The organism is Dysgonomonas sp. 511 (assembly GCF_010501105.1).
Classification (GTDB): domain Bacteria; phylum Bacteroidota; class Bacteroidia; order Bacteroidales; family Dysgonomonadaceae; genus Dysgonomonas.
Map to the genome: position 1 here is coordinate 1 of NZ_QVMQ01000030.1, position 15,019 is coordinate 15,019.

General features: G+C 41.5%; 16 protein-coding genes. 7 read left to right on the forward strand and 9 right to left on the reverse strand.

Features of this window, described 5'->3' with window-relative positions; all coding sequences use genetic code 11:
* Positions 1-372 precede the first annotated feature (372 nt).
* Positions 373-849, forward strand: a complete 477-nt coding sequence (locus tag D0T57_RS12680) for a DEAD/DEAH box helicase family protein (protein ID WP_163273862.1) — start codon at positions 373-375, stop codon at positions 847-849.
* 36 nt (positions 850-885) lie between these two features.
* Entirely contained in the window at positions 886-1,185 is a 300-nt protein-coding gene (locus tag D0T57_RS12685) for a hypothetical protein (RefSeq protein ID WP_163273863.1), read from the forward strand.
* A 106-nt stretch (positions 1,186-1,291) separates the two neighbouring features.
* Here the strand turns inward: D0T57_RS12685 and D0T57_RS12690 are convergent, their stop codons facing one another.
* The 5 genes from D0T57_RS12690 to mce all read right to left on the reverse strand — a co-directional run bounded on the left by D0T57_RS12690 (position 1,292) and on the right by mce (position 4,686).
* The gene (locus D0T57_RS12690) at positions 1,292-1,696 is read right to left on the reverse strand and encodes a type II toxin-antitoxin system HicB family antitoxin (protein ID WP_163273864.1); all 405 of its coding nucleotides are present in this window, start codon (positions 1,694-1,696) and stop codon (positions 1,292-1,294) included.
* Between the two features lie 302 nt (positions 1,697-1,998).
* Positions 1,999-2,415: a biotin/lipoyl-containing protein gene (locus tag D0T57_RS12695; protein WP_163273865.1), complete on the reverse strand. Its 417-nt coding sequence runs from the start codon at positions 2,413-2,415 to the stop codon at positions 1,999-2,001.
* A gap of 15 nt (positions 2,416-2,430) precedes the next feature.
* Positions 2,431-2,610: a hypothetical protein gene (locus tag D0T57_RS12700; RefSeq protein ID WP_163273866.1), complete on the reverse strand. Its 180-nt coding sequence runs from the start codon at positions 2,608-2,610 to the stop codon at positions 2,431-2,433.
* 22 nt (positions 2,611-2,632) lie between these two features.
* Complete coding sequence (locus D0T57_RS12705; RefSeq protein ID WP_163273867.1) at positions 2,633-4,183, reverse strand: acyl-CoA carboxylase subunit beta; 1,551 nt, start codon at positions 4,181-4,183, stop codon at positions 2,633-2,635.
* A gap of 89 nt (positions 4,184-4,272) precedes the next feature.
* Positions 4,273-4,686 carry a methylmalonyl-CoA epimerase gene (mce, locus tag D0T57_RS12710; RefSeq protein WP_163273868.1) on the reverse strand — a complete coding sequence of 138 codons (414 nt, stop codon included), beginning with the start codon at positions 4,684-4,686 and terminating at the stop codon, positions 4,273-4,275.
* Positions 4,687-5,025: 339 nt separating this feature from the next.
* On the opposite strand from mce, the gene D0T57_RS12715 reads away from it, so the two are divergent.
* Positions 5,026-5,286 (forward strand): hypothetical protein, encoded by a 261-nt coding sequence (locus D0T57_RS12715; RefSeq protein WP_163273869.1) that lies wholly within the window; start codon positions 5,026-5,028, stop codon positions 5,284-5,286.
* A 64-nt stretch (positions 5,287-5,350) separates the two neighbouring features.
* On the opposite strand, the gene gpmA is transcribed toward D0T57_RS12715, so the two are convergent.
* Positions 5,351-6,097, reverse strand: coding sequence for a 2,3-diphosphoglycerate-dependent phosphoglycerate mutase (gpmA, locus tag D0T57_RS12720; protein WP_163273870.1), 747 nt, complete (start codon positions 6,095-6,097; stop codon positions 5,351-5,353).
* A gap of 235 nt (positions 6,098-6,332) precedes the next feature.
* Between gpmA and D0T57_RS12725 the strand changes: the two genes are divergently transcribed.
* The 4 genes from D0T57_RS12725 to pgl all read left to right on the forward strand — a co-directional run bounded on the left by D0T57_RS12725 (position 6,333) and on the right by pgl (position 10,671).
* On the forward strand, positions 6,333-7,115 hold the full coding sequence (locus D0T57_RS12725) for a hypothetical protein (protein WP_163273871.1): 783 nt from the start codon (positions 6,333-6,335) through the stop codon (positions 7,113-7,115).
* 288 nt (positions 7,116-7,403) lie between these two features.
* Positions 7,404-8,300, forward strand: coding sequence for a phosphogluconate dehydrogenase (NAD(+)-dependent, decarboxylating) (gnd, locus tag D0T57_RS12730; RefSeq protein WP_163273872.1), 897 nt, complete (start codon positions 7,404-7,406; stop codon positions 8,298-8,300).
* A gap of 113 nt (positions 8,301-8,413) precedes the next feature.
* Positions 8,414-9,949 (forward strand): glucose-6-phosphate dehydrogenase, encoded by a 1,536-nt coding sequence (gene zwf, locus D0T57_RS12735; protein ID WP_163273873.1) that lies wholly within the window; start codon positions 8,414-8,416, stop codon positions 9,947-9,949.
* On the forward strand, positions 9,946-10,671 hold the full coding sequence (gene pgl / locus D0T57_RS12740; protein WP_163273874.1) for a 6-phosphogluconolactonase: 726 nt from the start codon (positions 9,946-9,948) through the stop codon (positions 10,669-10,671). The genes zwf and pgl overlap by 4 nt, the downstream gene beginning before the upstream one ends.
* Positions 10,672-10,726: 55 nt before the next feature.
* Here the strand turns inward: pgl and D0T57_RS12745 are convergent, their stop codons facing one another.
* The 3 genes from D0T57_RS12745 to recQ are packed head-to-tail and all read right to left on the reverse strand — an operon-like array spanning position 10,727 to position 15,008.
* A complete protein-coding gene (locus D0T57_RS12745) occupies positions 10,727-12,319 on the reverse strand; it encodes a S41 family peptidase (protein WP_163273875.1) in 1,593 nt (530 codons plus the stop codon).
* Between the two features lie 13 nt (positions 12,320-12,332).
* A complete protein-coding gene (gene coaD, locus D0T57_RS12750) occupies positions 12,333-12,809 on the reverse strand; it encodes a pantetheine-phosphate adenylyltransferase (RefSeq protein ID WP_163273876.1) in 477 nt (158 codons plus the stop codon).
* Positions 12,810-12,815: 6 nt separating this feature from the next.
* Positions 12,816-15,008 carry a DNA helicase RecQ gene (gene recQ / locus D0T57_RS12755; protein ID WP_163273877.1) on the reverse strand — a complete coding sequence of 731 codons (2,193 nt, stop codon included), beginning with the start codon at positions 15,006-15,008 and terminating at the stop codon, positions 12,816-12,818.
* Positions 15,009-15,019 lie beyond the last annotated feature (11 nt).

Consider the following 15,019-nt stretch of genomic DNA (forward strand, 5'->3'; position numbering starts at 1 on the left):
ATTTCAAATATGGACTTGATTATATTTTTCAGTGGTTAGATAAACTGGATTTTAAAGAAAATATGAACCCTATGATATTTTTGTCATGTACTTAGAAAAGCAGATGATTTAGCCGATTTTAACAATTCAATATCCAATCTATCCTTAGCACTATATAAAGGAGAGATAGCCAAAGGTCAAACTAAAATACGTCATGTCTTAAATACATCTTACAGTAAATATGATTATGGAATGATTATCTATGATACCCAAAATAACGAAGAACTTAGAAATTATATTGATTCTACCATTGTCTAACTAGTTTTAACTTCAGGGAGTGGGTAATAATCCACTCCTTTTTTATTCCATTTTAAATTCCAAAAAATAAAGTATATGGGTATTCCAAAATTGAAATTAACTGATTATATAGATAAAGCCTTCGACATATTGCCTGTAAACTCATTTATAAATAAAGGACGTTGCGGTGTTGGAGGAACGACATTAGAACTAAAAACAGGAAGAAACACTATTCTAGTTGTTCCTACAGTTGGAATTATTGAGGATAAAAGAGATGAGATCAATAAAGAAGGGGACTTAGAATATCCAGACCTTTTGTGTGTGTATGGAGAAATGCTAATTGAAGAAATTGTTGATTTTCTAATTGACGATATCCCCAATAAAAAGATAATGGTAACCCCTGATAGCCTTTCTAAAATAGTAAAAGCTGCCGAATCTATTCTTATGGAAGATGAACTATACTCAGACTTTTATATCATGTTAGATGAGTGCCATTCCCCAATTACAGAAAAATACAGAAAGAAAATGGTTGATATGATAGAAATATTCTTTCGTTTTGGGACACTAGTGTAAAGATGTATCAAAAAAAAGGTGTTCCGATTCTATCAAATGTATGCAGACAAAGGAACTTTTAATGCTGCCATAAATAAAGGCTTAAAAATTATAGGCTCAGATATTAACATTAAAGATTTAGAATACTATGCAGCAAGGCATACTTTTGGAAGCACAGCTAGGAATAAATGTAAACTATCAAGAGATCATGTCGCTAGCGCTTTGAATCATTCCTTGCCTGAATTTAAAGTTACAGATACTTATATAGAGGAGGACTGGAGTATTGTGGACGATGTACAAGAAAAGGTGATAAAGGAACTAATTAAATGCGAGAAAGCAATAAAATCAAAAAAATAACCGTCCCCAAATACATAAAGCCTATTAAGTCGAAAATCTGATAAAAATAAAAAGCCCCGGCACACTACCGGGGCAACCAGATTAAAAAGTATCCGAAAAATTGTAGTTAATCAATAAAATTAATCCGGCTTAATTCCTCTCCAAATTTATGTAATTTTTCCTGAATCTTTAGCACCGTTTCTTTTTGGGGTTTTCTCACCCCTTTGGCATAATGCCACAGCTGTTTTTGGTTGACTCCCGTTACCTTTTCGAGTCCCGATTTAGACAATATGCCTGAATAATAATCTAGGAAAGAAGAAATATCGTACCTATAGTTAAATTCCAGATCAGGATATTTTTTACCCTCATCATTATATAACTCGCCCATATCTTTATGAGCATCCATAAAGACGGCTATTGCTTCGTCTACCGTATCGCCCTGACCGTTCAACCCGAAATCAAAACCCTCATAATCCATATAAGCCGAATAAAAACCGTCTTTGCCTCTTTCGATAATTACATCTACTTTCATCTGATCTACTTTTTTTAGTTGAAGTATTCTTTTTAGCGGGGTCTATTTCAACCCCGCCTACCTGAGAATCTTGTTTACTGTTCCTGTTGGCACTTCCTTTGCAGAATGCCTGCCTACAGGGAAACTGTTTTCTGAAATAGGACTGTAGTAAATGTCGTGGGGAGCACCCGTCCCGACGAGCGAAAATGATAAAAATACCCAAGTCCATAAAAATATAAACTTGGGCAAATATTTAACACTGCAAATTGGGAAGAGACTTAGAATTCAACCTCTCTCTTATTCGATGTTTCAGTATCTTTTGCTTATGCAATAGTCAAAAGGACAACCCCTTCGAGTACCGAATCGCCTTGAGCTACAGAGATTTCTGTTACCTTTCCGTCGATTGGCGCCTGAATGGCGTTTTCCATTTTCATAGCCTCGAGCATAACTACAGTCTGGCCTTTGGTTACGGTGTCGCCTACGCTGACAGGTATGCTGATAATTATACCCGGAAGCGGAGATTTAACTGCTCCCGCTCCTGCACCGGCCGGTTTGCTGGCTGCCGGAGATGATGAAGCTACCGGACGTTGGATTTTAGGAGTAGTAGGTTCTTCTTCTTTCTTTTCCAGTTCTACCTGGTAAGTAGTGCCATTTACTTCTACTTCGGCCAAAGTATCTTCCATTTTGTTAACGGCTACTTCGTATTCTTTACCGTTTATTTTGTATTTGAACTTTTTCATAACATTTTCCGGTTTTTACTTTTTATTTGGCATAACTAACATACCATTGCCTACCCCGGTCCACGGTAAATATTCCTGATGCGACCTTTTTATTGTAAGCACATTGCTCTCTACATCATGCACTTCGTCTTGTATTTCGAACAAAGCCATGGTGATAGCTGCTAGTACATCTGCCGATATATCATTATTACTCATAATCGTTTTATTCTTTAAGAGATTATAATGGCAGGTTATCGTGCTTTTTAGACGGGTTAACCTGTTTCTTAGTCCTCAATTGTTCTAAGGCACGGATTACGCGGAAGCGGGTGTTACGCGGTTCGATAACATCGTCGATGTAACCATAACGTGCTGCATTGAACGGATTGCAGAACAATTTGTTGTACTCTTCTTTCTTGGCAGCAAGAGCTTCGGCAGGGTTTGCTGATTCCTTGATTTCTTTTGCATAAAGAACTTCGGCAGCTCCGTCGGCGCCCATCACTGCAATTTCGGCTGTAGGCCATGCGTAGTTGATGTCTCCGCGAAGTTGTTTACAGCTCATCACAATGTGCGAACCTCCGTAAGATTTGCGAAGCGTTACAGTTACCTTAGGCACTGTAGCTTCTCCGTAAGCGTAAAGAAGTTTTGCGCCGTGGGTAATTACACCGCCGTATTCTTGTCCTGTTCCCGGAAGGAATCCCGGAACGTCGACCAACGTTACCAACGGAATATTGAAAGCGTCGCAGAAACGAACGAAACGTGCTGCTTTGCGCGAAGCGTTGATGTCAAGCACCCCTGCAAGGTACTTAGGCTGGTTGGCTACAACACCTACCGACTGTCCGTTCATGCGGGCAAAACCGATGATGATGTTTTTTGCATAGTTGCCGTGTACTTCAAGAAATTCGCCATTGTCGATCACTGCTCCGATAACATCGAACATATCGTAAGGTTTGTTCGGGTTGTCGGGGATAATGTCGTTCAGCAAATCGTCCATTCTGGCAATAGGGTCTGTGCATTCCCTGCGTGGAGCTTCTTCCATATTGTTTTGAGGAAGGAAGCTATATAGTTGACGTATCAAAGAGATACCATCGTCTTCGTTGGAAACCGAGAAGTGGGCAACACCCGATTTTGTGGTGTGAACACTTGCTCCTCCAAGTTCTTCTTGGGTTACGTCTTCACCTGTTACTGTTTTTACTACTTTAGGCCCTGTAAGGAACATATAGGAAGTGCCTTCTGTCATCAGGGTAAAGTCGGTAAGGGCAGGAGAATAAACTGCACCCCCGGCGCATGGCCCGAAGATTCCCGAAATTTGAGGGATAACACCTGATGCAAGGATATTGCGTTGGAAAATTTCGGCATATCCTGCCAATGCGTTTACTCCTTCTTGGATACGCGCACCACCCGAGTCGTTGATTCCGATTACCGGAGCGCCTACTTTCATAGCCATGTCCATTACTTTGCAAATCTTCAACGCCATCGTTTCTGACAATGATCCTCCGATAACAGTGAAGTCTTGCGCAAAGATATAAACAAGTCTTCCTTCGATAGTACCGCAACCAGTAACTACACCGTCTCCAAGGAATTTTTGCTTATCCATTCCGAAGTTGGTACTGCGGTGCTCTACAAACATATCAAACTCTTCGAAACTACCTTCGTCGAGCAACAATGCTATACGTTCGCGAGCTGTGTATTTGCCTTTTGCATGTTGGGCTTCTATTCTTTTCTCGCCTCCTCCAAGGCGGGCTTTGGCACGAAGCTCCATCAACTCTTTTACTTTTTCAAGTTGGCCCATGTTTTATTATTTTATATTCTGGTAAATTATGATTTTCTACACAAAAATGACTTTCCGGCTATTGCTTGAGGGAAAGTCATCTGTCTGTTTTATTTATTTGGATTTTCGCAAAGTTCGGTAAGGACACTTCCTGTAGATTTCGGATGCAGGAATGCGATGCTCAATCCTTCTGCCCCTCCGCGTGGAGCCTTGTCAATCAACTGTACGCCTTTCGATTCCATTTCGGCAAGGGCGTTAGCTACTCCGTCGGCAACACTGAAGGCAATGTGATGGATTCCTTCTCCTTTTTTCTCGATAAACTTAGCGATTGTACTGTCGGGACTTGTAGGCTCGAGAAGCTCTATTTTGGTTTGTCCTACCTTGAAGAATGCAGTCTTTACTTTTTGGTCTTCTACAACCTCGATGTTATAGCATTTCAGACCTAGAACTCCTTCGTAATAAGGAAGTTGTTCTTCGATGCTCTTTACAGCAATACCTAAATGTTCGATGTGTGAAATATCCATGATTTAATATGAATAAAAAGTTATTATTTAGTTCGCGGCAAAGGTACTATTAAATTACAATATGAAGAAATTAAATGTAGAAAAAATGCTTGATAATTGCACAGGTTGCAAAAAAGTGTGCAATTGCAATTTCTATATCCTAATTGTAAAAAAGACCGACACATATCATGACGATAGTATGGACTGAATACTTATTTTGTGTTAAAACAATATTTCTACTTATTTAATTGAGTTAAATATATTATGCCTTAAAACATTTAATCATTACATTTTGTTATCTTTATCCGTGCATAGGCACAGTATTAACCTTTTTAAATAAAATAACAGGAGACATGAGAAATGAAAAAGGAGAATACTTTCAAAGTGGGGGACTATCTCTATAGAGTAGACCCACGCAGATTATCCATCAAAGTAGTCAAGGTGTATGATGCCGAAAAGTATAATCATACCACAACCGACTACGAGAATTTCGCTATAGAATGCGAAAAAATACACTTCCAACTACCATTCGACAAGCTTCCTTTCGAGTTCAAAGGATTGTGGTACTTTCTCGATGAGGACGAGGCCAACAGTTTCTTAAAAGCTCAGATGGGAATGTAACCCATTATAATTAAGAGGCTGTCCTACTTTTGGGACAGCCTCTTGTTCTCGAATAAATAGCTTTTTATTTTTTCTTTCCCTGATTAGCTACAGCTTCCATCAGTTTTTTTATTTCTTCAGGATCGCCAAGGAAGTAATCTTTTACAAGGTTCAAATTATCATCGAATTCAAATACGTAAGGAACGGCAGTCGGCAGGTTCAAGCTTACGATATCTTCATCCGAAATCCCTTTCAGGTACTTGATAATACCGCGAAGGCTGTTTCCGTGGGCAGCAACGATAATATCGTCGTGGCACATCAACGAAGGATAGATTGTTTCTTGCCAGTAAGGAAGAATACGCTCTACAGTTTCTTTCAATGCTTCAGTTTCAGGTATATACGATTTCGGAACACAAGCATAACGAGGGTCTTGCGATGCCGAACGAGGGTCGGTAGACTCTAGTGGAGCCGGTGGTACATCGTAGCTGCGACGCCATACCAGCACTTGTTCGTCGCCATATTTTTCAGCAGTCTCGGCTTTGTTCAGTCCTTGCAGCATACCATAGTGCTTTTCGTTCAAGCGCCATGTCTTCTCTACAGGAATCCAGTCCAGATCCATCTGATCGAGGATGTTATTCAGTGTTTTTACCGCTCTTTTCAGGTAAGATGTATAAGCAAGGGTAAATTTATATCCTTCTGCTTTTAGCAGTTGCCCGGCTTTTACAGCCTCTTCAACTCCTTTTTCCGACAAATCTACATTTGTCCAACCTGTAAAGCGGTTTTCTTTGTTCCAAACGCTTTCTCCGTGACGAATTAATACAACTCTTTTCATCTTTGTTTTTATATATTTAAGTTATCTCTTTTTCGGACTGGCAAAGGTATTCAAAATAGTTACAAATTACAAGTTGGCAGTTACAAGATTATGCCATAATTTTACCCATGTATTACCTTCTTCTTTCATCTGTTTAGCCAGATAGTTACTTTTTCGCAAGATGATTTGCATATACGTTTTTCGTACTTCGAAATATATATAGTATATTTACATATTATTTTTAATTTTTTAACTGATGAAAAAACTAAACAAGACAATCTTTTCTGTTATTGCTGCATTTGCAATAATATTTTCATTTGCCCAATGTAAAGATGCCAAAGAAGCTGCTGTAACCAAGTTGCTCGAAGCTCAGGTAAATCTGGTAAACTCGCAATGCCCTATACAACTCAACCAAGCAGTACGCGTAGATAGTTGTAAGATAACAGAAAAAATGACAATGAAGACTTTCGCTACCATGTCTTTTGTCAATGCTGCCGATTTCAAATCGGATGAATTTGCCAAGATGACCAAGCCTTCATTGGTATACACCATACAAACAAACGATGAGTTGAAGCAAGCCAGAGAGTTGGGTGTTATCTTCGTTTATGCTTACAACGACGATGCCGGTAAACTTATAGGTGAAATAAAAATAGGTCCGGACGACTATAACCAACCGATAGACGAGAAGAATAAGGAGCCTATGGCCTCTATGTCGACAGAAGATATTGACAGCATGTTGCAAAAAGTCGTGTCGGGAATAAAATCTCACTTGCCGATGAAGGTAGACCAAGTCACTACATTGGTAGACTGCAAAGCCTTGCCTGAGAAAAAATTGGAATATGTATATATGCTTGAGGCTACAGCCAAACAATTGGGAGCAGATTTTACCGATAATGTGAAAACAGTTTTGGTGGAAAATGCTAAGGCTAACCCTGAAATGAAGCAAATGCTTGAGGCGGGGGTAACTTGTGTATATGTATATAACGATAAGGATGGTAAAGAGATTTGCCGCTTGGATCTGGATCAATCAGACTTATAAGAAATAGAATAAACCAGAATTTATAAAGCAGGAGGCTGGTTCAGTCTTCTGCTTTTGTTATTAATAGTAGTGATGATGTGTTGTTGTTTATAAATTAAATCTATGGATTATATCAAAGGTATAACCCTTTGTAATACAACTGCCAATAAGTAATGAAGCAGTGTGTTCTATTAATTTTAACTTAATGCCGATAGGAATAGGTATCTTTGTTTTATCAAATAATAGATAAAGAGTGAAATCTTTTCCGCTACTTGTTTGTTTAACTGTTAAATATAAACACATCTAAATATGAAAATAGGATTTGTAGGATTGGGAAAAATGGGCGGCAAGATGGTCGAACGCCTTTTGAATCACGGACACGAGGTGGTAGTATATAACCTTACACAAAAAGAAGTGGACGAAGCAGCATCGAAAGGTGCAATTCCGGCATCGAGCCTGAAAGACCTTGTCGGTAAACTGGAAGGACGGAAATTAGTCTGGTTGATGGTTCCGGCCGGAAAACCTGTAGACGAAAATATAAACGAATTGTTGAGCCTGCTCAATCCGAATGATATAATAGTAGACGGAGGAAACAGCTATTGGCGCGAAACAGTAGAGCGTGGCAACAAAGTAAAAGAAAAAGGCTTGCACTACCTCGACTGCGGTACAAGCGGAGGAGTATGGGGGCTTCAAAACGGATACTGCCTGATGTATGGCGGAGATAAGGAAGCTTGCGACTATGCCGAGCCTATCTTCAAAAGCCTGGCTCCAGAAAACGGATATATGCGTTGCGGCGAAAGCGGATCGGGACACATGGTGAAGATGGTGCACAATGGTATAGAATATGGTATGATGCAGGCCTATGCCGAAGGTTTCGAAATAATGAAAAACTCGCCTTATGGTGTCGATCTCGAAAAAGTTTCGCGTGTATGGATGCAAGGTTCGGTTGTCCGTTCGTGGTTGCTCGAACTAATCGGCAATGCCCTCGAAGGAAATGAAGACCTTGATGGTATCAAAGACTATGTAGCAGATAGCGGTGAAGGCCGCTGGACGGTACAGACAGCAATAGATTTCGATGTACCAGCACACGTTATTACAGCATCGTTGTTCACCCGTTTCGAATCGAGACAGGAATCATCTTATGCAATGAAATTGTTGGCAGCTATGCGCAACCAGTTTGGCGGACATGAGATCAAGAAAGGATAAAGTGTTCGTATAAAATTTAAACAGACTCTTAGTCGCAGATTACAAGTTACGGATTACAAGCATAATGGAGCTTGTTCGTAACTTGCGGCTCGTACCCGTAACTATAGCAAGGCATGAAATCAAAAGATATTAAAGACTTGGCTCTGATTATTTTCGGAGCTTCGGGCGACTTGACATACAGGAAATTAATTCCGGCGGTTTTCGATTTGTATAAACAAAAGTCGCTTCCTGCCAATTTCGCGGTTTTAGGTGTAGCCAGAACATCATTTACCGATGATTCTTTCCGCGAAAAGATGAAGGAAGGCATCAGGCAGTTTGCAACAGCGAAAGATGCTTTGGACGGCGAATTAAACGAATTTTGCCAAAAGCTTCATTACCTCTCCATCAATACCGAAAAAGAAGGAGACTATGCAAAGGTAAAAGAGCGTCTCGACAAGCTGGATAAGGAAGCTGATACCGGCGGTAATTACATATTCTATTTGTCTACCCCGCCATCATTGTACCCTCTTATTCCCAAATATCTGGCAAGTCAGGGATTGAACAGGCAAGGCAATAGTTTCAGGCGCATTATTATAGAGAAGCCGTTTGGAACCGATTTGAAATCGGCAATAGAGCTGAACAGTTCATTGTTGGAAAATTATGAAGAAGACCAGATTTACCGTATAGACCACTATATGGGCAAGGAAACTGTACAGAACTTGCTTGTCACACGCTTTGCCAATGGTATATACGAACCTCTGTGGAACAGGAACTATATAGATCATATAGAAATAACGGCCGCCGAAAGTATCGGGGTAGAGAATAGAGGAGGGTACTATGACAATTCGGGTGCTTTGCGCGATATGGTGCAAAACCACCTGCTGCAAATTGTAGGCCTCGTAGCTATGGAACCGCCAATGTCTATAGACTCGGTTTCTATCCGGAACGAGAAGCTGAAAGTATTCCAGGCTTTGCGTCCTCTATCCGGCGAAGATGTGTTCAAAAATGTGATAAGGGGGCAATATACGGCTGCCAACATAAAAGGTAAGTATGCAAAGGGATACCGCGAAGAGAAAGGCGTAGCGCCCGAATCAAGAACCGAAACTTATCTGGCTATGAAACTCTTTATCGACAACTGGCGTTGGGGAGGTGTCCCGTTCTATGTACGGACCGGTAAACGTTTGCCAACCCGTGTGTCGGAAATTGTAATACATTTCAAGCCGGCGCCACAACGCTTGTTTCCTGAAAGTGTAAACCTGAGCGACGACAACCAATTGATTATACGCGTACAGCCCGATGAAGGTATCTTGTTGAAAACTAACATGAAAGTGCCGGGGAGTGGTTTCCAGACAAATACGGTCAATATGGATTTCCACTATTCCCAGCTTAAAGATGCATATTACTTGCCCGAAGCTTACGAAAGGCTGCTATTGGATTGTATGACCGGGGATTCGACCCTCTATGTACGGGGCGATGCATTGGAAGCTACATGGAAGTTTGTACAGCCATTGCTCGATTTCTGGAAAGATAATCCAGATGCTCCTTTGCATGGTTATCCTGCCGGGTCGTGGGGGCCGAATGTGGCCGACGACCTGATAGAAGGGAAAGACAGGCATTGGAGATATCCTTGCAAAAACTTGTCTGACGACGGAATATATTGTGAATTATGATAAAAGAAGAAATTTGTATTTATCAGAATCCGGTAGAACTTAGTAAAGGTTTTACAGGATTCTTAACAAAATTGATGTCGGTATATCCGCATGTCAATCTGGCTCTATCGGGCGGTAATACACCTAAGGTGATTTTCGACTATTGGGCCGAACATTGTAAAGACGAAATAGACTGGAAACGCTTGTCCTTCTTTTGGGGTGATGAGCGGTGTGTTACACCCGAAAATGAGATGAACAACTTCGGGATGACAAAAGACCATCTATTCGATAAGGTGCACGAAATCCCCAATAATAACATCTATAGGATACATGGGGAAAACGAACCTGAGGAAGAGGCTCATTGGTATAGCAAAGTGTTGAGCAATAAGCTTATGCAGCGTAACGATGTGCCAAGTTTCGAGGTGGTCATGCTTGGTCTTGGCGACGATGGGCATACCGTATCCATTTTTCCTCACCAAATAGGGTTATGGGACAGCAAAGATATCTGCCTTATTGGCGAGCATCCCGAATCGGGCATGCAGCGTGTAACCATTACGGGACGTGTGGTGAACAATGCGCAGTACGCTGTGTTTCTTGCCACGGGGAAGAATAAGGCAGAGAAGGTAAGGGATATAATAAAGAACAGGCAGGCCTTTGTGGATAGGTATCCGGCAGCTCGTGTAAACCCCAAGAAGGGGTATCTGTACTGGTTCTTAGATGAAGATGCAGCAAGTTTACTATAAAAGAAAGGCCGGAAGATAATTTTGAGAGTCTTCCGGCCTTTGTCTTCATAGGCTGTCATTTGGCTAGCAAGTCGTAATACAATTTTTCGTTGCTAATTATTTCATACCCTTTTTTGAAAGTATCGCTTTCATCATTCAGTATCTTTATCAGGGTTTCTGCATCATATAAGTCGCGGCCTATCAGGGCTTTCACCTGATTTTCGATCGAAGGTTTCGATCTGTCGAACTGCTCCTCATCAAACTCTATTTTTTCCTCTTCTGCAGCGGCTAATAGCTTATCTAATATCTGTTTTGTAACCTTGAAATTCTCATAAAAGTTTTCTTTGGTAGGGTACTTGGACAGTATCTCTTTTCTGTTGTTGTCTACCTCTCCATATGCCACTTTGTAGATTATGCCCCTGTTTGCTATTTTGCTGAAATACGATGTATATTTCATGGTATCAAGCGGTACAAAATAGTCGGGCATGATGCCTCCGCCTCCATATACTGTGCGATGATTTACAAGCGTCTGGTATTTCAGCGAATCGGGGAAGTGAATACTGTCGGCATGCATCATCTCGCCTTTGTTATATCTTTCTATCACATCCATGTTGTAAGACGAAATATCTCCGTTGGTATATGGTTTCTGTATCGAACGGCCGGTCGGTGTATAATACCTGGCTACGGTAAGGCGCATCATCGAATTATCCGGTAGAGGGATCTGTCTTTGCACCAGCCCTTTGCCGAAGCTGCGGCGACCGACAATAACGCCTCTGTCCCAGTCTTGTACGGCACCCGATAGTATTTCACTGGCCGAAGCCGATCCTTCGTTGATAAGGATTACCAAACGTCCTTCTTCAAATCCGCCTTTGCCCGAAGAGTATTCGTCTCTTCTTGGCTGTTTGCTACCTTCTGTATATACAATCAGTTTCCCTTTGCCAAGGAAGGCATCCGAAAGGTCTATTGCAGGAGCCATATAGCCTCCGCCATTGCTTTCGAGGTCGAGGATAAGGTTTTTCATTCCCTGTCCTTTCAGCTTAGTCAAGGCTTGTTTAAATTCATTGGTGGTAGTTGCACCAAAACGCATGATGCGTATATAGCCCGTGATGTTGTCTATCATATAACTGGCATCTATGCTGTAAACCGGTATCTTATCGCGGGTGATAGTGAAGCTCAATAGATCCGGTTCTCCTTTTCGTAGTACTTTCACGGTCACCTTTGTCCCTTTCGGTCCTTTGAGGCGCGACATCACATCTTTTGTCGAACGTTTTACCCCGGCAATCAGGGTATCGTTTACATACATTATTTTGTCGCCGGCACGTAGCCCTATTTTTTCCGAAGGGCCGCCGGGTATTGCCTCTATTACAAACAAGGTGTCTGTCATCATATTGAACGATATGCCTATTCCGTCGAAATTGCCTTCGAGGGGTTCGTTCATATCTTTCACCTCGTCGGCGCTGATATATGTAGAGTGGGGATCTAATTCTCCCAATATAGATTTTATAGCGTCTTCGGCGAGTTTATGGTCGTTTACATCATCTATATACATATTTTCGATGATGGCCATTGCTGTCGCTAGTTTTCTCGATCCTTCACTCATTTTGACCTGTGCGGAAAGGGTGAAGCTTGCAGAGGTGAAAAGCAAGACAGCCAGTATCGTTTTCTTCATATTTTGTAATATATTATTTATTGTCGTTTCCTTCCCTGAGTACCAATCCTTCGGGGATGAATTGCGAAACATCGTGCCCAAAGCGTAGCAGTTCGCGCACAATGGTAGAACTGATATGTGTATATTCCGGTTCGGTGAACATTATAACGGTTTCTATCCCCGAAATGTTCCTGTTCATGTCGGCTATTGTTTTTTCGTATTCGAAGTCGTTGACCGAACGTATTCCTCTTACTATAAAGTTTGCATTTATGTTTTTAGCATAATCTACTGTCAGGTTATTGTAGGCTTCTACATATACCCGGCTATCGCTCTTATATAGCGAACGGATCATTTCCAGACGGTTGTCGAGCGAAAAATAAGTCTTTTTTGCATCGTTTTGTCCAATGGCAATAACGATCTCGTCGAATAAGTCGAGAGATCGTTTTACCATAGAGTAATGTCCTATTGTAAAGGGATCGAATGTCCCCGGAAAAACTGCTTTTCTTTTCATCTTGTTTTAGTTCGCCATATCGGAGATAAATTTTATCCTTACCAGGCGTATTTCGTCTTCGGAATATTCTCCGAGTTCGTTGATAGCTTCTTCCAGGTCGTCGGATTCTGCTTCCTGAAAATACATGAAGATATCATCGAGGTGGTCTTCGTCTATTACTTCGTGCAGGAAGTAGTCTATGTTGATTTTCGTACCCGAGAAAACAATGGCTTCCACTTCGGTGAGTAGTTCCCTGAATTCGATGCCTTTCGATTCGGCAAGGTCGTCGAGGGCTACTTTGCGGTCTATGGCTTGTACAATGGCCACTTTTAGTTTCGATTTGTTGGCTACGGTACGTACGCGAAGGTCTTCAGGTCTTTCTATCTCGTTTTCTTCAACGTGCTTCTTTATTATCTCAAGAAATTCGACTCCGTATCTTTTGGCTTTGCCTGCGCCTACTCCCGGAATGTTTTGCAACTCATCCATTGTAATAGGGTAGATGGTCGCCATTGCCTCTAGCGAAGGGTCTTGGAAGATAACGTATGGAGGGACATTGTGTTTCTTCGCCATTTTCTTGCGTAAGTCCTTCATTATCGAAAATAACACAGGGTCTACGGCCGATCCTCCGCCGCTGCTTTTCACTACAACGTCGTCAATGTTCTCATCATCGCCCATATCGTCGTCGTCGGTTGTGATTTTAAACGAAACGGGCTTTTTGAGGAAATCCTTACCTTTCTTGGTGATTTTCAACAATCCATAATTCTCTATGTCTTTGTCAAAGTATCCGGCAATAATGGCTTGGCGGATAACCGCATTCCATGTATCTTCGTCTGTATCGTCTCCCGATCCGAAGACTTCGAGGTCTTGGTGTTCGTAAGTCTCGATTTCCGAAGTTTCTTTTCCTCTCAATACATTGATTACATAGTCTGCTTTAAATTTTTCTTTCAGTGCAACGACAGCTTCTATGGCTGTCAACAATAATTCTTTGGCTTCCACTTGTTTTTTAGGGTTTACACAATTGTCACAGTTTCCACAATTTCTTACTTTAAAGTCTTCACCAAAATAGTGAAGCAATACCTTTTTCCGGCAAAGGGCTGTTTCGGCATAGGCGGCTGTTTCCAGAAGCAGTTGCTTTCCGATTTCTTGTTCGGCAACCGGTTTTCCCTGCATAAATTTCTCCAGCTTTTGCAAATCCTTGAAGGAATAGAATGCAATACATTTGCCTTCGCCACCATCGCGGCCTGCCCGTCCGGTTTCCTGATAGTAGCCTTCGAGGCTTTTTGGCATGTCGTAATGTATGACGTACCTTACATCAGGTTTGTCGATTCCCATACCGAAGGCGATTGTCGCTACTATCACGTCTACTTGTTCCATCAGGAAAGCGTCCTGATTGGCCGAGCGTGTATTTGCATCCAATCCTGCGTGGTATGGCAATGCGTTTATATTATTTGTTTGCAGTATTTCTGCAAATTCTTCTACTTTTTTCCTGCTCAGGCAGTATATGATGCCTGATTTGTTTCCCTGAGATTTTATGTATTTGATAATATCTCTGTCTATATTATCTGTTTTGGTCCTTACTTCGTAATAAAGGTTTTCCCGGTTGAAAGATGCTTTGAATACATCGGCGTCTATCATGCCCAGGTTCTTTTGTATATCTAGCTGAACCTTTGGTGTTGCCGTTGCCGTAAGGGCGATAATGGGATGTTTCCCTATTTCGGATACGATAGTCCGTATCCTCCTGTATTCGGGGCGGAAATCGTGTCCCCATTCCGAGATACAGTGTGCTTCGTCTATGGCATAAAATGATATCTCAATTTGCCGCAGGAAGTCGATGTTCTCTTCCTTGGTAAGTGACTCCGGTGCTACATACAGTAGTTTGGTTTTGCCGGATACAATATCAGTTTTTACCTGTTCTATAGCCGCTTTGCTTAGCGACGAATTGATGAAATGAGCTACTCCGTCTTCTTCGCTGAAGTTGCGCATTGCATCCACCTGATTTTTCATCAGGGCTATAAGCGGTGATATTATCACTGCTGTGCCTTTCATCAATAGGGCTGGCAACTGGTAGCACAAAGATTTTCCTCCTCCTGTAGGCATCAACACAAAAGTGTCTCTTCCGTCCAGCAAGTTTTGGATTATTGCTCCCTGGTTTCCCTTGAATTTGTTGAACCCAAAATGTTTTTTAAGCGCAAGTGTTAGTAAGTCGTCTCTTTCGGACATATTCTGTAAAA